This is a genomic window from Staphylococcus sp. HMSC035D11 (genome assembly GCF_001836075.1).
In the GTDB taxonomy this organism is placed as follows: domain Bacteria; phylum Bacillota; class Bacilli; order Staphylococcales; family Staphylococcaceae; genus Staphylococcus; species Staphylococcus hominis.
Genome location: NZ_KV827232.1, coordinates 82,884 through 106,753, shown reverse-complemented (window position 1 = coordinate 106,753; position 23,870 = coordinate 82,884). Strand labels below are relative to the sequence as shown.

Below are 23,870 nucleotides of genomic sequence, written 5' to 3'. Positions count from 1 at the left end.
AAGTCTATCTTTTTATAGAGATAGGCTTTTTTTATATTTTATATCCAATGTTTTCATTCTATTTCATCATAAATTAAAAATATTAACTTTTAAAGGAGAAACGTTATGCCAAACAGTGTTTTGAATTCTGAAAAAGCAATTGTTGTGTTTAGTGGTGGTCAAGATAGTACAACCTGTCTTTTCTACGCCAAAAGACATTTTAAAGAGGTTGAACTTGTCACATTCAATTATGGGCAAAGACATAATACAGAAATCGAAGTAGCTTCTAAAATAGCAAAAGATCAAGGGTTGAAACACCATATTTTAGACATGTCTTTACTATCTCAACTTACTCCAAATGCATTAACAAAACATGACATGAAAATTGAGACAGGAGAAGATGGTATACCAAATACTTTTGTACCTGCTCGTAATTTATTATTCTTGTCATTTGCTGGAGCTCTTGCTTATCAAGTGAATGCGAAACACATCATTACGGGTGTATGTGAAACAGACTTCTCTGGTTACCCAGATTGCCGAGATAGTTTTATTAAATCTATGAATGTCACACTTAGTTTATCTATGGATAGAGACTTTGTTATTCATACACCCTTAATGTGGTTAGATAAAACGCAAACTTGGGAACTCAGTGATGAATTAGGTGTCCTCGATTATGTGCGCCACAATACGCTTACATGCTACAACGGTATTATTGGAGATGGATGCGGAGAATGTCCAGCTTGTAAATTAAGACAACGTGGACTTCATCAATATTTAGAACAAAAAGGAGATGCGTCATTATGATACAACAAGTTTATCCTACAGTGAATCACCCTTATACATTTGAATTAAATAAAGATTTCAATTTTTCTGCGGCACATTTTATTCCTAGTGAAGATGCTGGAAAATGCATGAGAACACATGGACATACTTATTTTGTTAACTTAACTATTGTTGGAGATACACTCGACCATAATGGATTTTTAATTAATTTTAGTGAATTAAAACGATTGGTCCATGACCAATTTGATCACTATTTATTAAATGATTTACCTCAATTTAAAGATAAAAGTCCTTCTACTGAAATTGTGGCACAGACAATTTTTGAAATCGTACAAGCTCATCTTAACGAGTATGACAATAAACCTAAATGTGTACAAGTGTATTTACGTGAAACACCATCAAGTTATGTTGTCTATCGTCCAAAGGAGAATAAATAATGCCTTCAAAAATACCAGTTTTAGAAATTTTTGGTCCTACTATTCAAGGAGAAGGACGAGTTATAGGACGAAAAACAATGTTTGTCCGCACAGCAGGATGCGATTATCGTTGTAGTTGGTGCGATTCCGCCTTTACGTGGGATGGTAGCGCTAAAGATGATATAGAGTTATTAACTGCTCAAGACATTTATGATCGTTTAAAAGAAATTGGCGGTAATCAATTTGATCATGTCACTATTTCTGGAGGTAACCCTGCATTAATCAAAGGAATTCAAGATTTAGTAGATTTATTTGAAGAAAAAAATATTTTTACGGCATTAGAAACCCAAGGCAGTAAATTTCAACCTTGGATGCGACAAATTAACGATTTAACAATTAGTCCTAAACCGCCTAGCTCTAATATGGTGCCTAATTTAGAAATATTAGATGATGTCATAGAACAATGTATACCATCAACATTGAACTTGAAAGTAGTTGTTTTTGATAAAGAAGATTATCAATTTGCTAGAATGATTCATCATCGTTATCCTAATATTCCATTTTATTTGCAAGTAGGAAACCCTTATTTAGATGATGATGTTGAACATCATACCGAAAAATTACTTGGTCGCTATGAAACCCTTGTAGACACAGTAATGAATAGCAGTGATATGAATCACGTGTATGTTTTACCTCAGTTACATACATTGTTATGGAGTAATAAGAAAGGTGTATAATTAGTAAATTATAATAGAATATTATTTATTAAGTGTTTTGAAATGATTAAGTTTATTTTAATTGCTATAATATTTTAATGAACTACACACACGTGATAGGAGTACACCATGATTATATATGTATTTATTAATATAGCCATTACAATATGTGTTCTGGGTTTTGATTTATATCGGCATCATTTCAAACAACTAACGTTTAACTCCGTTCTATTATCCATTGTTATCAATGCTATTATTAATAGTATTGTGATTGAAAAGTTCAATTTTATAACATTTGCTTCAATTATATTTTTCTTAAGTTGGACAATCTTACAATATTATTTAAATCGTAAACATATATACTTAATGATTTCAGAGTATAAATCTCTTGCATTCATTTTTGCAATTATGATTAGTTGCTCATTATTTATCACTTTTGAATCTAGCGATCAATCAGTCTATATGTCTATCCCTTATTTAGCTCCAGCTATATTTATCGTAGGCTTAAGCATTGATTTCATAAGTACTTTTTCAAAAAATGAAATGAATCATCTTAAATTTTTGAGTAAGCTACAACATCCTATTATGATTGGTCATACAATTATTATTATTTCAATTATACTTTTGACCTTATTAACGTCATTTTGGTATATCTTCATAATTATTTATGCTTTATTTGATATATATTTATTGTGGCAACTCAAACATAATCATATTGAAAATGACTTAAAAAAATAAACATGTAAGAAGCTATGATGTAAGAGCTTTTACATGTTTATTTTTTATTGATAAATTTTTTCTTTTTCTGCAACTACTTTTTCAATAGGTGCTTTTAAATTGGAAGCTTCTACAATATATTTTGGTCTTTGTTTTACTTCGTAATAAATTCGCCCAATATATTCGCCAACTACACCAATAGACATTAACTGAATGCCACCTAATAACAATACAGCTGCTATTGTTGTAAAGTAACCCGGATGATTAATTCCATTCATTAAAATGCCTATTAACAAATAAATAATATAAATGATGCTTAATCCAAAGATAAACATTCCAAGATATATCATTGCTCTCAGTGGTTTATTATTAAATGATATTAATCCATCAATCCCATAATTTAATAACTTGGTAAAAGTCCATTTAGATTCTCCAGCTTCTCGTTCTACATTTTTATAAGTAAAAATCTTTGTATTATATCCTATCCATTCAAATAACCCTTTAGAAAATCGATTATATTCATTTAATGAAACAATCGATTTAACTGCACGTTGACTTAATAATCGAAAATCTCCTACACCATCACTAAATTTAATATCTTCGACAAAGCTATTAATGAGCTTATAGTACAACTTTGACATTGTTTTACGTGCAACATTTTCACCACTACGATCTCGTTTAGCGACAACTTGATCAAACCCTTGTTGATACATTTCAACCATTTTAGGTATAAATTCCGGAGGATGTTGTAAATCTCCATCAATCATTACGACTGCATCAAAATTCACACTGTGTTGAAAACCAGCAATCATTGCTGCTTCTTTACCAAAATTTCGACTGAAAGAAATATATTTAACATGTTCATCGTATTCCGCTAAATGTTGTATATGCTCAATCGTATTATCTTTACTACCGTCATCAATAAATAACAAGTCATAATAATAACGACGAGTTTTACTATTCTCCGTCAAAATTTCAGTCAATCTATCGTAAGTTTTTTTTACGACTTTACCTTCATTGAAGCAAGGTATAATGACTCTGATTTTCATCTAATTACATCCTTTTCTACATTCTTTCCAATATTGTATCAATAAAATCAATAAACATTCTACTAATAACCATGTAATTAACAAATAATTAACATTAATTCCAGCTTTTGTAATAATTTAAACTATATTATTTTAAATCACCTATTGCTACATCATCTGGATCTTTACCTTGACGTGCATTTCTATTTAAACTATCAATTTCCGCAATCTCAGTAAGTTCTAAATTAAAGTCAAAAATATCATAATTTTCACGAATACGAGATGGCGTTTTTGATTTAGGAATAATAATTCTGTCATGGGCTAGATGCCAACGTAATACAATTTGTGCTGGTGTTTTGTCATATTGTTCTGCTAATTTTGTAATTACTGGATCATCTAATAATCCTCGATTTCTCATAAGTGGCATCCAAGCTGTAACAGTAATATCATGTTTATCACAATAATCTTGTACATCTTGTTGATTAAAATAAGGATGAACTTCTATTTGATTAATTTGAGGTACAATAGTTGTCTCTTTCATCAAAGTTTCTAAGTGATGGGGTTTAAAGTTACATACACCAATCGCTTTAATTTTACCTTCATTATATAATTTTTCTAATGCTTTATAAGATTCAATATATAAGCCATCTTTTTCACATGGCCAATGAATTAAATATAAATCTAAGTAATCCAATCCTAAGTTTTCTAAAGATTTATTAAAATATTCTAATGTATTATCATATCCTTGATAATCATTCCATAATTTAGAAGTAATAAATACGTCTTCTCTTGCAATATCACTGTTGTTTAAAGCTTTACCTAGTGCTTGTTCATTACCGTAAAAATAAGCAGTATCAAATGCACGATATCCCGCTTCTAATGCTGTTTGTACTGCGGTTTCCATCTCATCATCTTCCATTTTATAAACACCTAGTCCTACTTTAGGCATTGGGTAACCATTATTTAACACTTGTGTATCATTTATCATTTGTGCCACATCCTATTCAATATAATTTCTCAACTAAAAAATAGCATAACTTAATTTCTTTTACGCATACAAATAAAGACACTTAGGTTTACATACCCAAGTGCCTTTATTTTTATTCATCCGATTCATGTTTGTGATCGTGATTTTCTTCTTCCTCTTCATCACTAATCACAGGTCTTGTTTCATTAAATTGGTATTTAAGTACAACCCATACCAATTGATGATTATCCATTTCAGAAACAATCCATCGATCGTATTTTGTATCTATATAATCTTCAACTTGAAGATTAGTATTGTGTGCTTGTAACCATCCACCAATTGTATCGATATCTTCAGAATCTTCAAAAGTGATATCAAATTTTTCATGTAAATCATCAAGTAAGACACGTCCGTTAATTTGATACATATCTTCCTCTAATTTAACAATATCATTTATTTCATCGTCATCAAATTCATCTCTGATTTCACCGACAATCTCTTCAAGAATATCTTCCATTGTTAGAATACCAGCAGTACCACCATATTCGTCAATAATAAGACTAATATGAACATGTTCACGTTGCATTGAAACTAATGCATCGCTAATACGAGTTGTTTCTGAAATCATAGGTAATTCATGAATATAATTAGAGATTTTAATTGTTTTACCTGAAGCATATTCTGTTAAAAATTCTTTTACATTAATAAAACCTTTTATATGGTCTTTATCCCCATCTTCAGTAATTGGATAACGTGTAAATTGATGTTCTTTAATCGTTTCAAGTAATTCGTCAACATTAAATGGTTCGTTTAACGTTACCATTTGTGTACGTGGAACCATGATATCTTTCGCATGTCTTTCGTCAAATGAAAAGATATTTTGCATGTAATTCAGTTCTGTTTGATTAATTTCTCCACCATTATAACTATTATTAATAATAATTTTAATTTCTTCCTCAGACATTGCATCTGCTTGCGCATCAGGATTAACACCAAGCATTCTAATAATTACTCGTGCCGAACCATTCATTAACCATATTAATGGTTTCATGACATTACCAAAATAATATAATGGTCTAGCATAAGTTAATGCTAATTTTTCAGTATGTTGTATTGCTATTGATTTAGGTGCTAACTCACCTAACACTACATGTAAATAAGTTACAACAATAAACGAAATCACAAATGAAATGGTTGTAGTTACTGCACTTGGCAAATGTAATATATTAAAAAGTGGATGTAATAGTTTTTCGAATGTCGGTTCACCTAACCAACCTAAACCTAAAGATGTAACTGTAATACCAAGTTGACAAGCTGATAAATAATAATCAAGATTAGCAATCATCTTTTTAACAATTTTTGCGCTTCCATTACCTTCATCAGCAAGTTGTTCAATTCGTGTTGAACGTACTTTTACTAATGCAAATTCAGATCCAACGAATACAGTTGTTAAAGCGATTAATAGAAAAAATATTACTAAATTAATTATGGTCACTGTTTCCAATTAGTTCCCTATTTCTAGGGATTCACCTCCAAATATTATGTGTCTCTAATGAGTAACACGAATTTAATACGTCATACTTATCACCGTTATAAAAGCATGTTAAGACCTTCCCATCAAGACACCCCCAAAAAAATGTATTACTTTAATTTTACCATATTTCTATACTAAATGGTTAAATAAGAATAAGAAAGCTTTTAACATTTAAAATCATTTAAAAAGCATTATATACTGATTTTCTTCCTACTATTTCATATATACTTCAATGGTCCTTGTAATAAATTTTTAAGAAAATCAGAAAAACGATATATGAGGGATTTTTTAATTAAGCACTATAAAAGTGCAATAATAGTCCAAGATGGTTATTTGTTTCTTAAACTCAAATTCCCATTTAAAACTAATCTATAGTAATAGTCAAGTATATATATCGCTATATCTTTTTAATTACATATTAACTATATAATAAAAGATTGGACAGAATTCGTTAATCTCCTCGATAATGTAACCCCAGCTTTCGTTGAGCGTTGGGTTTCTCAGGAAACCCTTTTTGCTGAAGCCCCAATCCAAATTTCTTTGAATATTGCCTTTTTTACAAAGATCTCGATGCTAGTATTCCTTAAAATAGCTTTGAGGCAACACGTTTTCGATTCAATTAACAAATATTAATATATAAAAAATGCCTGAGACAACTCATTATGTCTCAGGCTCATTAAACCAATGTTGATTATTCATCCATAGATTCTGAAGCTTTAATTTCTTGTTCTGTTAATTTTGGTTTCAGTAAACCATAAAGTACTGCTGAAACAAGTGTACCTATAATTAAAGCAATGATAGTTTGGATGATATGACTAAAGTCTGTTGCTGCTATAACGATGATACCACCATGTGGTGCATTAATTCTTGAACCAAGTCCTAATGCAATCGCTCCAGCAACACCTGAACCAACCATCATTGATGGAATCACACGTAATGGGTCAGCAGCTGCAAAAGGTATAGCACCTTCTGTAATAAATGATAGACCCATAACATAGTTAGGTACGATTGAGCCACGTTGCTCTTTTGTAAATTTACGTTTAAAGATAAACATTGCTGTGGCAATTGCCAATGGTGGAATCATACCACCAACCATTGCTGCTGTTATTGGTGCAGCATTACCTTCAGTTAAAGCTGCTGTCGCAAATACATAGGCCGCTTTATTGAATGGACCTCCCATATCAATTGCCATCATAGCTCCAATAACTAGTCCTAATAGCATAATGTTAGAACCAGATAAACTATTTAAACCATTTAATAATAGATTGTTTAACCATGCTGCAGGTGGATTAAATACATAAATCATTAATAATCCAGTAATCGTCACACTTAATAGTGGATAAATTAATGTTGGTTTTAAACCTTCAACTGCTTGAGGTAAATTACGAGTAATATATTTGATACCTTGTGTTAAATAACCCGCTAAGAAACCAGCAATAATACCACCGATAAATCCAGAGCCACCAGAAATTGCTAACATACCGCCAACTAGGCCAGCTGCAAAACCTGGTTTATCTGCAATACTACGAGAAATGAAACCAGCTAAGATTGGAATAATTAATGCAAAGGCACTCTTATTACCAATATTCCACAATTGTTCTGCAAACGCATTATGTTCAGGGCTTTTTGGATCAAATGAGTTGGCACCAAATAAGAATACAATCGCCATTAAGATACCACCAGCAATAACAAGTGGTAACATATTAGAAACACCATTCATTAAGTGTTTATAAAATGCTTTACCTGGACTTAATTTTTCATCATTACTATCTTTATCTGTATTTCTTTGTCCACCATGTGCTTTAAATGGTTTTCTACTTGTATCAAGTGCTGTATTGATTAACTCTTCAGGACGTTTAATCCCGTCTGCTACTGGAACCTCAACTACATTTTTACCATCGAAACGATCTGTTTCTACATGAACATCGGCAGCTACAATAATCCCAGTTGCACGTTCAATATCTTGTTGAGTTAAATGGTTTTTAATACCACTTGAACCATTTGTTTCAACTTTTATTTTAACTCCCATTTTTTCTGCTTGTTTTTTCAAAGCATCACGGGCCATATACGTATGTGCAATACCTGTTGGACACGCTGTTACAGCTAAAACGTAAGATTCGTTAGCATTATCATTCGCTGATGCACCAGTTGTTGCTTGTGCTTCAGCCTCTTGCTCTTGAGCTTCTTTTTCTTCTTCTTTAGTCGCTTCGTCATCAGCATTATCAATAATACGAAGTATTTCTTATTCTGAATTAGCCTGTAATAAATTTTCTCTTACTTTATCGTCCATTAAAATACCTGACAATTTAGCTAATGCATCTAAATGTGTTTGTGCACCACCCTCTGGCGCTGCAATCATAAAGAATAAATGTGCAGGTTGGCCATCTAAACTTTGATAGTCCACACCTTCTTTTGATTTACCAAAAGCAATCGCAGGTGATTTCACTGCTGCTACTTTAGCATGTGGAATGGCTATTCCTTCACCAATTCCCGTTGTGCTTTGTGACTCACGATTATGAATCGCTTCCTTAAATTGAGCTATATCACTTAATTTACCAGCTGAATCTAATTGATTAACTAATTCATCAATGACGCCATTTTTATCACTAGCTGATAAATCCATAGCAATTGTTTCTTTAGTAAGTAATTCTGTTATTCTCATCTCTATCACTCCCCATCAAGTACAGAAATTGTAACTTGTGACTTGATTTTTTCTATATCTTCTTTTAATGCTAAGTCATCATTAAATGCTGTAGCCGTACCTGAAGCTACTGCTTGGCGAAATGCTTCTTCAAGTGAGAGTCCCGACTCAAGACCCGCTACCATACCTGCAACTGTACTGTCACCAGATCCTACTGTATTTACAACTTCACCTTTAGGATTTTGGGCTTTAATACTTCTTGTCTCATCAACATATATGGCACCATCTCCACCTAAAGAAATAATGACAGATTGAGATCCATTTTTTACTATTTCTCTACCATACTTAACGACATCTTGATCAGATTTAATTGTGACATCAAACATTTCTTCTAATTCATCTTTATTCGGTTTAATAAATAAAGGATGATATTCTAACACTGTATTAACTAAATCTCTTTCAGCATCCACTACTAATTTTGCACCTGTTTCTTGAGTGATTTTTGCAATTTGAGCATAAGCATCACTCGGAATACTTTTTGGAACACTTCCTGCTACAATGACAGTGTCCTCTTTAGAAGTATGTCTAATCTGATTTAATAATGCTTCAAACTGATCAGAAGTCACATTCGGACCAGGTGCATTAATTTCAGTTTCATCGCCAGATTTTAATTTAACATTAATACGAGTATCTTCATTTACTTTAATAAACTCCGTATTAATATCGCTTTGTTCCAAGATACTAGAAATAAATTCCCCAGGAAAACCTCCAGCAAATCCTAATGCCGTAGACGAAACATCTAAGGTTTTCAACACGCGAGAAACATTAATACCTTTTCCTCCAGCAAATTTGTATGTTTCTCTAGCTCTATTAAGTCCTTTTAGCTCAAATCCATCAGTAAACATGATGTAATCAATAGAGGGATTAAATGTCACTGTATATATCATAATTAACCTCCTAAAAATGGTATTTCTCTTTGTATTCGTTGTAGCGATTATGATGACGTAATTGCTCAGATACGATGTACTCAACATGGCAAGATTTGGTTGAGACATGCGCAAAATATATTTCATCTAATTTTGAATGGTCTAATAAAACATAAGATGTGGTTGCTTGATGTATTGCTCTTTCTTTAATTAATGCTTCTTTTTCATCCGGTGTGGTTAATCCATGATTCAAATCTAAGCCATTCATACCTATGAAAGCTTTATCAAAACAATAACGTCTTAAAACTTCAAGGGCACTTGCTCCTACAGTAGCAAAAGTGGTAGCTTTTACTTCTCCACCAATCATCAAAGTTTTAATACCTCGCTGAAGTAATCTTTCAACGTGAGACAATCCGTTTGTAACCACTACGATATCTTGTGCTTTTATAAATGGAATCATCTCAATTGTAGAAGAACCTGCATCCATAAAAATATAATCATTATCTTCAATGAGCAAAGCTGCCTTTCTTCCAATTTCTTTTTTTTCTTTTAGATTTGTAGACAGTTTTTCAGATAAAATGGGTTCTTGATTTCTATGACTATTAAGTGTCGCACCACCATGAACACGTTGAAGACGTCCAAGTTGTTGTAACTTTGATAAATCTCTTCTTATAGTTGAAGCACTACAACCTGTTCGTTCAATTAACTCTTGGAGTGATAAAAAATCTTTTTTCTTAAGTTCTTGTAAAATTAAACTTTGTCGTTTTTCAGAGATCATCTTTAACACTCCTTTACAACTTTTATTATAGTGTTCGCGCTTACATATTTCAATCAAAAATTATCAAAAACGTTCAAAAACGTTCAAAAAATCGAAAAATTAACAGAGTGTTCACAATGTATATCATTGCTCACTCTGCTAATACATTTAATGTTGAGTAATACGCGCTGTTTGTGCCTGTGTAACTGCAATTAAATCATTAGGTTCAAGTATAATTTGCATGCCTCGTTGACCACCACTCACATTGATTTTGTCTCGTGATAAAGCTGACTCATCAATAATCGTTGGAAACGAATGTTTCATTCCTATTGGAGAACACCCTCCTCTTATATAACCAGTAACTTTTTTTAAATCATCCATCGGCATCAAATTAAGTTTCTTTTCACCTATGACATGTGCCGCTTCTTTTAAGTCTAATGTTTCACTGACTGGTATAACACATACAAAATGATCATGATTAGCATTTTCTAATACTAATGTTTTATAAACGTCTTTCACATTCGCATGCACTAATTCCGCAATTGTTTCTCCATCTAAATGTTCTTCACCTATTTCAAATGTATTTACTGAATAATTAATCTTGGCTCTCTCAAGCATTCTCATTGCATTAGTTTTCTTATGTTTCAATGTAACACCTCATTTATCTTCTTTATATATCCCATTTTACTACTCTTTTTGACTAATAAAAAATAGAGTAAGATAGAAATCTTTAGATTTCACTTTCCTACTCTAATCTTACTTTACATTTTTATTTAACATTATTTACAGAAATGATCTCAACTTTACCCATTTTATTAATTGTTATATCTTCAGCTTTTTTGTTTTTTGGATACGCTTCAAAAGTGATGGATTGATTAGTTTCATTCAAACGCTCTAACTTTACAGGCTCTTTATAATTTTGTTGCATATAATTTTCAGCTATCGTTTTACATTCCTCTGTTGAATATAAATATTTTTCTTGAGCTTTCTCATTTAACCTATAGTTAACGTTTTGATTTTGACGAATGTCTGCTTTGCGTTGTGTTTGATCTTTCTCAGAAGCTTCGGCGGTGTGATTGCTGTTTATATTTAATATATTTTCAGTTTCGACAATACTTCCAACTTTTGAAAAAGTAGAAATTGTTCGATGTACCTTAGCTAAGGCATTTTGATTCGTTGCGATAAATAATAGAAATGCCAAACAAATTGATAAAATGATAGCTACCACACTTAACAATATATTTTTTAAATTCATCTCCTTACCCACACTTCTCTTTGAATTTTTTTATATCTTAACATACAAATATAGATAAAATAATTCAATAGAAGGCAATTTAAAATAATTGTAATCTTTGTAACAGTTATATTACCTAACGACTTTTTATTGTTACATTTCTATTATATAAAATATATAAAACTTATTTAATCACATCCGCTACGATTTAACTTTAAATTTTTCTCTATGAAAATAATTACTATCCCAAATAACATTACAATAATAGACATATATAAAGGAAATTCAATATTAACATCAAATAATGAACCTGCTACCAATGGGCCTACAAAATTACCCATACTTGTAAATGTAGAATTAAGTCCTCCAGCAAAACCTTGTCGATTACCCGCTATATTTGAATAATAATTAGTTAGCGCTGGTCGAATTAAATCAAATCCAATAAAGACAATAAAACTAATTAACATAATTGACCAGTAACTATGAGCGATTATAAGACTAAATATAACAATGACAGAATATAATAATGCCCAAGTAATAAATGTAAGTTCAGTGGTATATCTCATAAATTTATCAAAAAAGAAAATTTGGAATACTGCTCCTGCAACACCACCACCTACAATAGCAATTGAAATATCGCCAGGTGCGTAGTTTGCTTTCGCTGAAGTATATAGAGAAAATAACGTCTCAAAAGAAGACAAACCAAAAGCAAGTACAAACGTTAAGATAATTGGAGTAATAAAAACACCCCATTGAATTTTAGAAAGTTCTTTTGTTTCAAAGTGAATATGATGACTTTCCACTGTATTTTGTGATTGTCGAATCAATATTACAGATATAACAAACGCCATAACACCTAGTGCACCTGCAAAATAAAATGGAAGACGATGTGATACTTCTGCTAAAAAACCACCAATTCCTGGTCCTAAAATAAAACCAGAGTTAATAATTGCAGACATATAACCAAAATTTTTTGCTTTATCTTTAGCTTTAGAAATATCTGCAATCATTCCTGTTACACCAGGCATTACCATCCCTGCACTAAAACCTCCAAGTATTCTTGATACTATTAGAAGTATAAAAGAATGACTCATAGCAAATAAGAACTCAGAGATCGTAAAAAATACTAATCCTAAACAAATAATTAATTTTTTACCTAATTTATCAGCTAAACTTCCTCCAAAAGGAGAAATAATCATTTGGGACAATGAGAAAATGGCTACTAAAATTCCTAAATCGCTTCCTTTTAATCCTAAATCTTTCAAATATACTGGAAGAACAGGAATAACAAGGCCAATTCCAACAAATATTAAAAATATATTAAAATATAATGTAAATAATTGCTTTTTCATATAAGACCACCTCTCTTTTATCTATAATTAAATACTCTTAATGAAATTCATCTAATTCATATTCTGAGAAAAGTTAAAAATTCTAAATTTTTCATTTAGATACTATTATATATTATTTTTTATTTTAAAATATACCATCTTACTTACTTAATAGTTATTCAAAGTATTTTACATTTATGTTATGTATAATCAAATTATCTTAATGATACATATGACATCACGTATTTAAAATTATTGAGATTCTTTTCTTACAGATTACACATCCATTTTACAATTATTAATGCTTCTCTAACTTTAATTATTCTACCTTCTTTTTTCTTGATTACTTCGCCTTTAACCTTTACTATAATAATTCAACTAAATCGTTAGAAAGTAGTGCATATTATGACTTCACGTTATATTGCAAGAATCTATTTTATTATTCTTTTTGTAATATCTTTATTTGAAACACGTGTATTTAACTTTGTAAGCTTGAATTTATTTTTAGCTTACATTCCACTTGAATTATGTTTCTTATTAGATTTATTTAAACCTAGAAAAAAATTTGAATGGCCTATATTTATTATTTTTGCTCTTATTTTTATTTTATTAGTACCCAATACATTTTATATGGTTACTGATCTTATTCATCTTAATCAGTTTACATTTGATTTTTACGTTCAACTTAATTTAACAGAATGGTTATACTTTACTTTCTTACTGTTAAGTGTATTTTTTGCGATTTATTGCATGGCTCTCATATTTGTTCATTTATCTCATTTCACTTCAAAGCTATGGTTAAATCGATGTTTATTAATAACACTTATGTTTTTAAATGGTTTAGGAATATTTATGGGTAGATTTTTGAGATTTCATACTGTTCATTTAATTACCCGTCCCTTTACTATTATCACAGAAGTCATTCGTGCCTTAAATGGTAGTAGTTTAATATTTATTTCATTAATGATGCTACTTCAATTTGTCATTTTATTATTCATTAAAGGGATAAGAATGGCACATTGATATATTTCTATTTAATACAGTTTATTCATGTAGAAAAATTTTATAAGACGTTTAGTTATGTATTTAAAAAAGCTAGGGGTTGAAACATGAACTCAATGTGAACTCTGTTTCCTTCCCCTAGCTCTTTTTTTATATATTTTTAAATATTGTCATCACATATTCGCGCGCAACTTTATGATCTACAATTGGTTTAGGATAATCTTCACCTAATTGTATTCCTTTTTTTACTAATTGTGTTTGATATTGAAATGGGTGATGTAAGAATTTTGCGGGCACATGATCGAATATAGGAATATATTTTTTGATATATAAAGCGTCTTTATCAAAACGTTCACTTTGTCTAGTAGGATTAAACATCCTAAAATACGGCACAGCATCTGTCCCAGTTGAAGCTGACCATTGCCAACCATGTACATTTGAAGCTGCATCATAATCGATTAATTTTTTTCTAAAATAATCTTCGCCCCAAGCCCAATCAATAAACAAATCTTTAGTTAAAAATTGAGAGACTACCATCCGCATGCGATTATGCATAAATCCTGTCTCATTTAATTCATTCATAGCAGCATCAATAATAGGAAAACCAGTTTTACCTTCACACCAGCGATTAAACTCTTCTTTGTTATAAGACCATTGTATAGTACGGTATTTTTCATTAAATGCTTCATGTGCACTATGAGGATATTGAGCCATAAGAACATAATAAAACTCACGAAACATTACTTCTCTAATAAAACTTTCGTAATTATTTTCATTTTCCTCATATCGTTCTAATAAATCTGTAATAATTTGTTTAATATCTATCAGACCATATGCTAGAGCAATACTCAATTGACTAGTGAGTACTTCTGGAAGATACTCTCTATCCTTTTTATAGTTTTGAATACTATGATTTAAATAATCCTGCCAATTGTTTAACGCTTGATCTTCTGATTGTCCATCATGATGATAATCATTAGTTATAGTTTGTTGTGATTGGCTACATTTATTAGCGATATCACTTAAATGATATTGATACGAAGAATGCTGTCTAAGTTTTGAACGGTGTGCTTTATAAAAACTTGTAAATACTTTATATGGTTGTCCTTGCTGATTCATCGTGTTACTTGGCTTAAAATGATGATTAACGTTAATAGTTATTACGGATATATCGTGCTTTTTAAACGCTTGTTTTAAGTGTCGAATATCATATCTTTCTTGATGATAACTCATGATATCGCCCGCCATAACTATTTCTTTAATATCATGTTCAGTACAAAACATACCTAGTTCACTGTAATTGATGACATATGGCTCTATATGATGTTCTTTCAACTGATATAAAAATTTTTCTAAAGTGCCATAATAATAGTTTGCTTTTTTATCTGTACCTTCCTCTTCAAATGTTTCCTTAGGAATTATAAGATAACATTTATCAATGTCATCTTTTTGTTGATTAATATATTCGAATAATGGATTATTATTTATTCTAAATACTCTATTGAGAATGACGCCAATATTCATACTTTCACTCCTAGCCTGAGGATTTGTTAATAATTTAACTACCCTATTTATCTTAAAATTAAAAGGAGTGACTACAGAATTCAATACAAATTCTAAAGTGACTCCTTTTACTTGATTTATATGATGTGATTCATACTTTTATTAACCAAATATTTCTCGATTAAGTCCAAAAACGTATAATAAAGTAAAGAAAGTTGCTGCACTTAAAATAGTTAAAATTAGCGTTAATATGAGTGTACGTTTGTACTTATTAATAAATGCGATAAATAATATTCCTAAATTATAAGCAAAGAACAATCCAAATAGTGTCATTGTGATTTTTATATTTGTAAAAAAGATATTTAACAATAGAATAATAATTGCAAAAATTAAATATGGGATTGTAATCCACTTAAACTCAAAGCGAATTTGTTTAGTACGTTTATCTTCATTATGATTCATTAATATATCCTCCTTATTCTATTATAAATGATTTATTTTTTTATTCTCATGACAAGACTGTGACATATTTATTAGAAATTTAGAATACTCATAACCACTCACATAAAAATTAAGGAGTCATTTTAAGTAAATTGAATCATTTCTAATTGGTTTTTCAAACGTGTTGTATCAAGCATTTCACCAATAATAACAATCGTTAATGGCACTTCTCTATCAGTTATTCCATAAGTAGGTAATCCCATTGAAAATTGGAATTCGTATATTGCATCCAATTGATCTTTAAATTTTACAAATCCTTTTAATCTGAATACTTCATCTGGCAAACGCATTATAAATTGGTAAAATAATTGTCGATCAATAGGAGCGCTAAACGTATATTTCATAGATTGTACATTATGATGGTGGACATGAACATGCCTATTAATATCAGTAGATTTATTTTTCACTACTACGTCATCTAATTTACTATATGTAGTCACGTAAATCGTTGCTTTATTATTAATAGAAGCCAATTGTTTTTTTATATTTTCTAATTCTACTTGTGTCACTAAATCCATTTTATTAAGAATAATTACATCACTATATTTAATTTGTTCTTCCATTAACTCATTCGTTTCTGCCGTATATTTCATTCTATTATTAAATCTTAACGCATCAACAAGGCCTATTATTTTAGGAATTTCCACGTCATTAACTATTGTTGGATCTTGACACGCTGCAAAGACTTCTAAAGGATGTGCAATTCCAGTCGATTCAATAAGAATGTGTTGACTTACACCTTCTTTAATCAGTGATTGTAACTGTAATACTAAATCATTATTTAAGTCACAACATACGCATCCATTGATTAATGATTTTACAGTAATATCTTCTTCGATAAGTAAACTATCAACCTCAAAAGAACCGAATTCATTCATAATAATTGTTATTTTCTTATCTTTTTTTAATAATTGGTGTATATAATTATTCAAAAATGTAGTTTTACCACTTCCTAAAAAGCCATTAATAATTGTAATAGATATTTTTTTATTTTTATTATTTATCATTTTAAAAACTCATTTCTATATAAAATGTATTTGAAATTAATATTATAAAAATGTACGTTAGATTACACTTGATTAAAATATCGTTTTCTTCTAAAATTTAAGCATACTTTAATTTTAGCATGGCATTGAAATGAAGTGTGTGATAATTTATATTTTACACAACATAGACGAACTTTAATCCGAAATAAAGAGAAACGGATAAATGTCTGGAGGAGAACTTTAATGTCTGAACAACACAATTTAAAAGAGCAACTTTGTTTTAGTTTGTACAATGCACAAAGACAAGTAAATCGCTACTATTCAAACAAAGTCTTTAAAAAGTACAATCTTACCTACCCACAATTCTTAGTTTTAAGCATTTTATGGGAAGAATCGCCTGTAAATGTTAAGAAAGTAGTCACTGAATTAGCTTTAGATACAGGTACAGTATCACCCTTACTAAAAAGAATGGAAAACGTTGATTTAATTAAACGGGAACGTTCTGAAATTGACCAACGTGAAGTATTTATTCATCTTACTGAAAAAAGTGAAAATATTAAACCTGAACTAAGTGATGCATCTCAAAAAGTTGCCATTGCTTCTTCTTTGAGTAACGATGAAGTCCATGAACTTAATCGTCTATTAGGTAAAATTATTACTGCTTTTACCGAAAACAAATAATGTGACATGCTAGTACTAAACTAATTAAAGTTATTCATTTCAAAATGTAATTTATATATTTATCAATAGTGAAAAACCTGAGATCATTCTTTAAAGCTATCTCAGGTTTTTTATTTTATAATGTATTAATATGAATCATGCGATTTAAATACCCCTTATTTTGACTTAATGATACATAATCTCCGTACTCAACAACCTCACCTTCAACCATTACGATAATGGTATCGAAATATGGAAGTAAGTCTAAATCATGTGTAGCAACAACTAATGTTTCTGCTCGCTTGTTAATTTCTTTCATTACATTGTTCGTATTATCTTCATCAAGCGCTGTAGTTGGCTCATCTAATAGCCAAATGTTAGACGATTTTAAAAATAAACGTGCTAAAGATAAACGTTGAATTTCACCGCCAGATAAAGAAGTTCCATCTAAAGTCAATTGAGTGTTCAAATTTAAGTAACTTAAATTCAACATATTTAAGACATCGATTAAGTTTTCATCTTTTTGATTAGATAATAAATTTTCTCTGACAGTACCATCAAATATTTGTTGAGATTGTAATAACGCATTGATTTCATTATATCTATCGTTTTCATTAATTTGAGTAATAGGTTGACCATACAACTCAACACTACCTTCTTCTGTTTCATATAAACCACATAGCAGTTGCATTAACGTACTTTTTCCTGAACCAGAAGGTCCAATGATAGCTACTTTTTCACCTTTATGGATGGTTAAATTAATATCGTTTAATACTAATGTTTCTTGATTAAAATATTTAAAGTTTAGATTAGAAATACTAAATACAGGTTCTTGTTTTGTCTGTACATTTAACTTAGGTGTAGTTATCGAAGAATTAAACACCTCATTAATATCCGTTAATGCTTGATCTGTATCTGCCTTATAATAAGCAAAATTACTCATTGGAATAGCCTGTTCGAACAAAGTTAAAATCATTAATATCATACTCGTTACATATATAACATCTAAATATCCATGTTCAATTTGTATCACGACTAAAGCTAAACTTAAAAAAATCGTTACAATAGAAATGAGATTCAATATATAATCATAAAATGTTAAAAATCGATTTTCTTTAGCTTGTAACCTATCATAATATTCTAATGATTTAACGACTTTCTTTTTATATGCATCTTGTTGATTAAAAGTAATTAACTCTTGATAACCCGCTTTATAATCATAAAACTCAGCCAACATTTTTTGTTCATGAGTAGTAACTTGTTGTTTAAGTATACGTACACGCTTAGCACTTAACCATGGTATAATCCATAAATAAAATAGCATACTTATGACAATTAATATAGCATGAGCAATACTAAAATAAATTAATGCAACAGCAGCAATTAGCGCAGTTAAACCTATTACAAAAGGGGGATAATATACACGTAAATATATATTTTGCAGTGACTCCACCTTATTAACCATTCTTGAGATTAAATCGCTCGATCTAAATTTACGATAAATATTAGGCACTCTTGGAAAAAGTTGCTTTACAAACTGTACTCTTATATTCCTTAACATTGTAAATGTAGTTCGATGGGATAATAATCTTTCAACATATCGCGTAATAGCACGTAAAAATCCAAATAATTTTACAGAAACGACAAGTATCATCAATGCGTAAATAGGCATGCCTAGTGCACTTTGAGTTACCATATATCCACTTAGGAAGAACATTGTAAGTGCTATTAGGCTTCCAGTAATGCTGACTAATATAGCTAAAAATAAATCTTTATCTAAATGAAATTTAATATGTGGTTTCATCTTTATTCACCACCTTATTTAATTGCGTAGAAATTTGATTATCATCTTTAATAAGATGACCTTCTTTTACATATAAACGTCGTGTTGCACGACGTATAGTCGAATTACGATGCGCGATTGTAATTGTAGTAGCATGCTTAAAGTTATGCTCTAATGTTTGTTGAACAATACGTTCAGTTTCAATATCTAAACCTGTAGTAGGCTCGTCAAATATTAGAATACTTGGACGTAGTAATAGTACTCTACAAAGTTCTATTCTTCTCATTTGACCTCCAGATAACATTTCCCCACCTTCACCAATTACAGTGTGAATTCCTTTATTTAAGCTTAAAATCTTTTCTTTAAGTCCTACTGTTTCTAAAGTTTGTAAAATTTTTTCATCTGAAACCTCATTAAACATTGTAATATTATCTTTAACAGACGCCGAAAAAATATATGGATGTTGGTTTAACATACCTATATCTGTAACTTCAGAATTAAATATAATACGACCTTTTGTAGGTGTTATCATTTGCTTAATCAGATTCGCTAGTGTGGATTTTCCAGCACCACTGGGACCAACAATTGCAATGTTTTCTCCTTGATTGATTGAAAAAGTTATATCTTTTAATGCATATAGGGTCGTATTAGGGTATTGATAACTTACTTTATCGAAGTAAATTTGATTTTGCTGATTCTGATTTATGGTAGGCGTGTTAATATTTGATTCTTCAATATTATTTAAAAAATCAAAAATAATATCACTTGCTCCTTCACTTTGTTTACCAGTATGGAAGGCTTGACCTAAATCTTTAATTGCATTGTAAAATTCTGGTGCTAAAATAATCGCAATTACAGCAATTTTAAAATTGATATGGTGAAACACGACTAAACTTAACGTCGCTTCTAGTGCAATTAAACCAATACCTAACATACTTATAAACTCAAGCATAAGACCAGATAGAAATGCACTTTTCAAAATTTTCATCGTTAAATCCCTAAAGTGTGTGCTCTCTCTATAAATACGATTTTCCGTCTCCGTTGTTCGTCTAAATAGTCTTAAAGTAATCAAACCTTTAGCTATATTTAAAAAGCGTTGGCTGAATTGATTTAAATACATCATTTGTTCTTTAGATTCGTCTCGTGTTTTCAAGCCAAAAATAATATAAAACAATGGAATAAATGGTGCAGTAACCGCCATAATAATAGCAGTATTAAGATGTATAAAACACATTACACTAATAATGACGAGTGGTATGAACATAGATTTAAACACTTGCGGCAAGTAATTATTAAAAAAGGGTGTAATTCCATCTATAACTTCAGTTAAAATGTTTGTTTGTACGCCAATTGAAGCTTTAGACTTACTTGTTATTATTTTTTGACGAAGGTCATGTTTAACTTTGTAAGCTAAAATATCCCCTAATCGTTGATTCAACATATTAAACGTTACTCTCAAAATTAATACAATTAAAATAGTAAATAACAATGAATAGATAGATGAAAGCTTGTGGTACAAGACTTGATTCAAAAACTCAGCAATTCCAATATTTTGAATCACTACACATATGGCTAACAATACACTAGTCATTCCCATAAAAATTGGAAATAATTTATATTTAAAGACTAAACTCATTAAATTTTTCAACTTTCTTCACCTAATGCTTTATTATAGAAGCTTGATCACAAATAATCATTTAATTGATTTCAAAGTTAAGTGACAATATTATGTCATTTCTTTGAATTCATCATCTTCCACACAATACAACAAAATAATATTTTATTTCAAAACAACATGACATTATTGTCATATGCACCGGTAATTATTAGTAAATTATTATTTCAATATGCTATGATAATAAAGTGAATTTTTTAAAATAAAATATTTAGCATAAATAAAAGTTCATTTTTTACATAAAAGAAAGAGGTTACTTATGATAATTATTGAATTTATTAAGGCGTTAATTTTAGGTATTGTAGAAGGTCTTACTGAATTTGCTCCTGTTTCATCTACTGGACATATGATTCTTGTAGATGATATGTGGTTAAAATCGTCTCAATTTTTAGGTTCTCATTCAGCTTTTACTTTTAAAATTGTCATTCAACTAGGTTCTGTTTTTGCTGCTGCATGGGTGTTCCGTGAACGTTACTTCGAAATGTTACATATTGGAAAATACAAACACGTTGCTCATAGTGAGGGAATGCGTTCTAAACCTCGCCGATTGAACTTACTTCATGTATTAATAGGTATGATTCCAGCTGGAATTTTAGGTGTTCTTTTTGATGACTTTATTGAAGCGCATTTATTTAGTGTACCTACTGTAATGATTGGTTTATTCATTGGCGCTATTTATATGATTATTGCTGATAAATACAGTACTAAAGTAAAACATCCGCAAACAGTCGATCAAATTAATTATTTACAAGCATTTGTCATTGGTATTTCTCAAGCAGTCGCAATGTGGCCTGGTTTCAGTAGATCTGGATCAACAATTTCTACTGGGGTATTAATGAAACTCAATCATAAATCTGCTTCTGATTTCACATTTATTATGGCAGTCCCAATTATGTTAGCAGCAAGTGCATTATCATTACTTAAAAATTATCAATATATTGATCTTGCACATGTCCCATTTTATATCATTGGATTCTTAGCAGCATTTATTGTCGGTTTAATCGCTATTAAAACGTTCTTACATTTAATTAATAAAGTGAAGTTAGTACCATTTGCGATTTATCGAATCGTATTAGTTATTTTCATTGCTATTCTTTATTTCGGATTCGGTATTGGTAAAGGAATTTAATGATATGACACTAAAATTCTTTTTGAATTTTAGTGTTTTTTTATAAAAATTTTAAATCACTATTTTAATCCAGTGCAATCGTTTGAATTCCTGTATCATAGGGTAATGAAAGAGAAAGAAAATTTTATGGAGGCAACGAGTATGGACAAAAAACAAGTTATTAAAACAGTAATTAACGTGTTACCGATATTTATCGTACCACTAGTTGTAGAACGTAAAAAAATCAAGTCTCATCCAGATGTTCAAAAAGCTTCGCATGCAACTTCACATGCTACACATACAGTAGCAAATAAGGCATCTGATGTTAAAGATTACTTTGGTGATAAAAAACAAGAGTTCGATAATAAGCGCGAACTCAAAAAAATTGCTAAAGAAAATGACCCTAAATATATTAAGAAAAAAGGATCAAAATTAGCTAAAAAGAACCATAAACAATCTTCTAAATTAGAGAAAAAGCTTCAAAAAAATATTGATAAACGTCATAAAGAAGAAGAAAAAATTCAAAAACATAATGAAAAACAGCGAATTAAAGAAATGAAGAAATATGATAACTATAATGCCGACAGTATTATCACTCAAGATAAAGTGTTACATTCAGAAAAGGCTACAAATAAATAATGACAACCATATTTGTTGATGGTGATGCTTGTCCAGTCGTTAATGAAATTATTGATTTAACAGCTGAGACAGGCTTTTTTGTTACGATTTTACGGAGCTTTAGTCATTTTTCTCATTCTCATTATCCAAGTCATGTAAATATATTATACGTTGATGATGGACCAGATGCAGTGGATTACAAAATTATACAACTTGTAACAACTAGCGATATTGTGATTACTCAAGATTATGGATTAGCTAGTTTGTTACTAAAGAAAGCTAGAATTATAATGCATCATAAAGGATTTATCTATAACGAAAATAATATAGATATATTACTTCAACAGCGTTATAATAATGCACAAATTAGAAAACAAGGTGGACGTCATAAAGGACCCTCCCCTTTTTCAAAAGCAGACCGACAGCATTTTTGTGATGTTTTTCAAACCTTACTTAATCAATTAATGGAGGATACAAAATGAAACGTATAGCAGTATATTGTGGAGCAAGTAAAGGGAATAATCCTATTTATGTTAAAGAAGCATATCAATTAGGAAAATATATGGCTGAACAAGGTTATGAACTCATTTTTGGAGCGGGTTCAGTAGGTATCATGGGCGCTATTCAAGATGGCGTACTAGATTACGGAGGCCGTGCAATTGGAGTGATGCCTAAAATGTTAGATGAACGTGAAATTACAAGTCAAAAAGTAAGTGAGCTCATTCTTGTAGACTCAATGCACGAACGCAAAGAAAAAATGACTGAATTAGCAGATGCTTTTGTTATGGCACCAGGAGGAGCTGGTTCTCTTGAAGAATTTTTCGAAATGTATAGCTGGGCACAAATTGGTATACATCAAAAACCAATCGGCATCTTTAATTTAAATGGATTCTTTAATCCGCTTCAAATTTTGATTGATCATATGATTGAAGAAGGTTTTATCGATAAAAAATATAAAGAGTTAGCACCTTTATATGACACTAAAGAGGCTCTAATTGATGGATT

Annotated in this window: 21 protein-coding genes and 3 pseudogenes; 10 read left to right on the top strand and 14 right to left on the bottom strand. The window is 30.2% G+C overall.

Features of this window, described 5'->3' with window-relative positions:
• The first annotated feature begins 105 nt into the window (after window positions 1-105).
• From queC to HMPREF2647_RS04865, 4 genes are all read left to right on the top strand, one after another.
• Complete coding sequence (gene queC / locus HMPREF2647_RS04880; RefSeq protein ID WP_017175961.1) at window positions 106-783, top strand: 7-cyano-7-deazaguanine synthase QueC; 678 nt, start codon at window positions 106-108, stop codon at window positions 781-783.
• Window positions 780-1,199, top strand: a complete 420-nt coding sequence (queD, locus tag HMPREF2647_RS04875) for a 6-carboxytetrahydropterin synthase QueD (protein ID WP_017175962.1) — start codon at window positions 780-782, stop codon at window positions 1,197-1,199. The genes queC and queD overlap by 4 nt, the downstream gene beginning before the upstream one ends.
• A complete protein-coding gene (gene queE, locus HMPREF2647_RS04870) occupies window positions 1,199-1,915 on the top strand; it encodes a 7-carboxy-7-deazaguanine synthase QueE (protein WP_017175963.1) in 717 nt (238 codons plus the stop codon). The genes queD and queE overlap by 1 nt, the downstream gene beginning before the upstream one ends.
• Window positions 1,916-2,023: 108 nt before the next feature.
• Window positions 2,024-2,632, top strand: coding sequence for a hypothetical protein (locus HMPREF2647_RS04865; RefSeq protein WP_017175964.1), 609 nt, complete (start codon window positions 2,024-2,026; stop codon window positions 2,630-2,632).
• Window positions 2,633-2,724: 92 nt separating this feature from the next.
• On the opposite strand, the pseudogene HMPREF2647_RS04860 reads toward HMPREF2647_RS04865, so the two are convergent.
• The 9 genes and pseudogenes from HMPREF2647_RS04860 to norA form a co-directional block, all read right to left on the bottom strand.
• Window positions 2,725-3,660 (bottom strand): annotated as a pseudogene (locus HMPREF2647_RS04860) (glycosyltransferase family 2 protein); the annotation flags it as partial.
• A gap of 127 nt (window positions 3,661-3,787) precedes the next feature.
• A complete protein-coding gene (locus HMPREF2647_RS04855) occupies window positions 3,788-4,627 on the bottom strand; it encodes an aldo/keto reductase (protein ID WP_017175966.1) in 840 nt (279 codons plus the stop codon).
• Between the two features lie 112 nt (window positions 4,628-4,739).
• On the bottom strand, window positions 4,740-6,110 hold the full coding sequence (locus HMPREF2647_RS04850; protein ID WP_048680802.1) for a hemolysin family protein: 1,371 nt from the start codon (window positions 6,108-6,110) through the stop codon (window positions 4,740-4,742).
• A 721-nt stretch (window positions 6,111-6,831) separates the two neighbouring features.
• Window positions 6,832-8,802 (bottom strand): annotated as a pseudogene (locus HMPREF2647_RS04845) (fructose-specific PTS transporter subunit EIIC).
• Between the two features lie 5 nt (window positions 8,803-8,807).
• Entirely contained in the window at window positions 8,808-9,728 is a 921-nt protein-coding gene (gene pfkB / locus HMPREF2647_RS04840) for a 1-phosphofructokinase (protein ID WP_019834923.1), read from the bottom strand.
• A gap of 10 nt (window positions 9,729-9,738) precedes the next feature.
• A complete protein-coding gene (locus HMPREF2647_RS04835) occupies window positions 9,739-10,485 on the bottom strand; it encodes a DeoR/GlpR family DNA-binding transcription regulator (protein ID WP_049415441.1) in 747 nt (248 codons plus the stop codon).
• A gap of 147 nt (window positions 10,486-10,632) precedes the next feature.
• Window positions 10,633-11,088, bottom strand: a complete 456-nt coding sequence (gene ybaK / locus HMPREF2647_RS04830; RefSeq protein ID WP_171991287.1) for a Cys-tRNA(Pro) deacylase — start codon at window positions 11,086-11,088, stop codon at window positions 10,633-10,635.
• Window positions 11,089-11,233: 145 nt separating this feature from the next.
• Complete coding sequence (locus HMPREF2647_RS04825) at window positions 11,234-11,719, bottom strand: hypothetical protein (RefSeq protein WP_049382110.1); 486 nt, start codon at window positions 11,717-11,719, stop codon at window positions 11,234-11,236.
• A 167-nt stretch (window positions 11,720-11,886) separates the two neighbouring features.
• Complete coding sequence (norA, locus tag HMPREF2647_RS04820) at window positions 11,887-13,050, bottom strand: multidrug efflux MFS transporter NorA (protein ID WP_049415454.1); 1,164 nt, start codon at window positions 13,048-13,050, stop codon at window positions 11,887-11,889.
• Between the two features lie 384 nt (window positions 13,051-13,434).
• On the opposite strand from norA, the gene HMPREF2647_RS04815 reads away from it, so the two are divergent.
• The gene (locus HMPREF2647_RS04815; RefSeq protein ID WP_019834919.1) at window positions 13,435-14,052 is read left to right on the top strand and encodes a DUF1361 domain-containing protein; all 618 of its coding nucleotides are present in this window, start codon (window positions 13,435-13,437) and stop codon (window positions 14,050-14,052) included.
• 129 nt (window positions 14,053-14,181) lie between these two features.
• On the opposite strand, the gene HMPREF2647_RS04810 is transcribed toward HMPREF2647_RS04815, so the two are convergent.
• From HMPREF2647_RS04810 to HMPREF2647_RS04800, 3 genes are all read right to left on the bottom strand, one after another.
• A complete protein-coding gene (locus HMPREF2647_RS04810) occupies window positions 14,182-15,555 on the bottom strand; it encodes a cryptochrome/photolyase family protein (protein WP_070859604.1) in 1,374 nt (457 codons plus the stop codon).
• A 141-nt stretch (window positions 15,556-15,696) separates the two neighbouring features.
• Window positions 15,697-15,996, bottom strand: coding sequence for a hypothetical protein (locus HMPREF2647_RS04805; RefSeq protein WP_019834917.1), 300 nt, complete (start codon window positions 15,994-15,996; stop codon window positions 15,697-15,699).
• 122 nt (window positions 15,997-16,118) lie between these two features.
• On the bottom strand, window positions 16,119-17,042 hold the full coding sequence (locus HMPREF2647_RS04800) for a CobW family GTP-binding protein (RefSeq protein ID WP_049415460.1): 924 nt from the start codon (window positions 17,040-17,042) through the stop codon (window positions 16,119-16,121).
• Window positions 17,043-17,264: 222 nt separating this feature from the next.
• Here HMPREF2647_RS04800 and HMPREF2647_RS04795 point away from each other — a divergent pair, with 222 nt between their 5' ends.
• On the top strand, window positions 17,265-17,702 hold the full coding sequence (locus HMPREF2647_RS04795; protein ID WP_002449577.1) for a global transcriptional regulator MgrA: 438 nt from the start codon (window positions 17,265-17,267) through the stop codon (window positions 17,700-17,702).
• A gap of 115 nt (window positions 17,703-17,817) precedes the next feature.
• Here the strand turns inward: HMPREF2647_RS04795 and HMPREF2647_RS04790 are convergent, their stop codons facing one another.
• Together HMPREF2647_RS04790 and HMPREF2647_RS04785 are read right to left on the bottom strand one after the other, a co-directional pair.
• Window positions 17,818-19,485, bottom strand: a complete 1,668-nt coding sequence (locus HMPREF2647_RS04790; protein WP_019834915.1) for an amino acid ABC transporter ATP-binding/permease protein — start codon at window positions 19,483-19,485, stop codon at window positions 17,818-17,820.
• Window positions 19,469-21,112: an ABC transporter ATP-binding protein/permease gene (locus HMPREF2647_RS04785; RefSeq protein WP_019834914.1), complete on the bottom strand. Its 1,644-nt coding sequence runs from the start codon at window positions 21,110-21,112 to the stop codon at window positions 19,469-19,471. Before HMPREF2647_RS04785 ends, HMPREF2647_RS04790 begins: the two co-directional genes overlap by 17 nt.
• Window positions 21,113-21,398: 286 nt before the next feature.
• Here HMPREF2647_RS04785 and HMPREF2647_RS04780 point away from each other — a divergent pair, with 286 nt between their 5' ends.
• The 4 genes and pseudogenes from HMPREF2647_RS04780 to HMPREF2647_RS04765 form a co-directional block, all read left to right on the top strand.
• Window positions 21,399-22,268 carry an undecaprenyl-diphosphate phosphatase gene (locus tag HMPREF2647_RS04780; protein WP_019834913.1) on the top strand — a complete coding sequence of 290 codons (870 nt, stop codon included), beginning with the start codon at window positions 21,399-21,401 and terminating at the stop codon, window positions 22,266-22,268.
• A gap of 141 nt (window positions 22,269-22,409) precedes the next feature.
• Window positions 22,410-22,862 (top strand): annotated as a pseudogene (locus HMPREF2647_RS04775) (hypothetical protein); the annotation flags it as partial.
• Window positions 22,863-22,885: 23 nt separating this feature from the next.
• Complete coding sequence (locus tag HMPREF2647_RS04770) at window positions 22,886-23,347, top strand: YaiI/YqxD family protein (protein ID WP_017175979.1); 462 nt, start codon at window positions 22,886-22,888, stop codon at window positions 23,345-23,347.
• Window positions 23,344-23,870, top strand: a 527-nt coding sequence (locus tag HMPREF2647_RS04765) for an LOG family protein (protein ID WP_070859601.1), incomplete at its 3' end; no start/stop codon positions are given. The genes HMPREF2647_RS04770 and HMPREF2647_RS04765, both read left to right, overlap by 4 nt.

Bases quoted from the DNA above. Each gene is read 5' to 3' on its own strand.
- queC (WP_017175961.1), top strand. From the start codon at position 106: ATGCCAAACAGTGTTTTGAATTCTGAAAAAGCAATTGTTGTGTTTAGT.
- queD (WP_017175962.1), top strand. From the start codon at position 780: ATGATACAACAAGTTTATCCTACAGTGAATCACCCTTATACATTTGAA.
- queE (WP_017175963.1), top strand. From the start codon at position 1,199: ATGCCTTCAAAAATACCAGTTTTAGAAATTTTTGGTCCTACTATTCAA.
- HMPREF2647_RS04865 (WP_017175964.1), top strand. From the start codon at position 2,024: ATGATTATATATGTATTTATTAATATAGCCATTACAATATGTGTTCTG.
- HMPREF2647_RS04855 (WP_017175966.1), bottom strand. From the start codon at position 4,627: ATGATAAATGATACACAAGTGTTAAATAATGGTTACCCAATGCCTAAA.
- pfkB (WP_019834923.1), bottom strand. From the start codon at position 9,728: ATGATATATACAGTGACATTTAATCCCTCTATTGATTACATCATGTTT.
- HMPREF2647_RS04835 (WP_049415441.1), bottom strand. From the start codon at position 10,485: ATGATCTCTGAAAAACGACAAAGTTTAATTTTACAAGAACTTAAGAAA.
- ybaK (WP_171991287.1), bottom strand. From the start codon at position 11,088: ATGAGAATGCTTGAGAGAGCCAAGATTAATTATTCAGTAAATACATTT.
- HMPREF2647_RS04825 (WP_049382110.1), bottom strand. From the start codon at position 11,719: ATGAATTTAAAAAATATATTGTTAAGTGTGGTAGCTATCATTTTATCA.
- norA (WP_049415454.1), bottom strand. From the start codon at position 13,050: ATGAAAAAGCAATTATTTACATTATATTTTAATATATTTTTAATATTT.
- HMPREF2647_RS04815 (WP_019834919.1), top strand. From the start codon at position 13,435: ATGACTTCACGTTATATTGCAAGAATCTATTTTATTATTCTTTTTGTA.
- HMPREF2647_RS04810 (WP_070859604.1), bottom strand. From the start codon at position 15,555: ATGAATATTGGCGTCATTCTCAATAGAGTATTTAGAATAAATAATAAT.
- HMPREF2647_RS04805 (WP_019834917.1), bottom strand. From the start codon at position 15,996: ATGAATCATAATGAAGATAAACGTACTAAACAAATTCGCTTTGAGTTT.
- HMPREF2647_RS04800 (WP_049415460.1), bottom strand. From the start codon at position 17,042: ATGATAAATAATAAAAATAAAAAAATATCTATTACAATTATTAATGGC.
- HMPREF2647_RS04795 (WP_002449577.1), top strand. From the start codon at position 17,265: ATGTCTGAACAACACAATTTAAAAGAGCAACTTTGTTTTAGTTTGTAC.
- HMPREF2647_RS04790 (WP_019834915.1), bottom strand. From the start codon at position 19,485: ATGAAACCACATATTAAATTTCATTTAGATAAAGATTTATTTTTAGCT.
- HMPREF2647_RS04780 (WP_019834913.1), top strand. From the start codon at position 21,399: ATGATAATTATTGAATTTATTAAGGCGTTAATTTTAGGTATTGTAGAA.
- HMPREF2647_RS04770 (WP_017175979.1), top strand. From the start codon at position 22,886: ATGACAACCATATTTGTTGATGGTGATGCTTGTCCAGTCGTTAATGAA.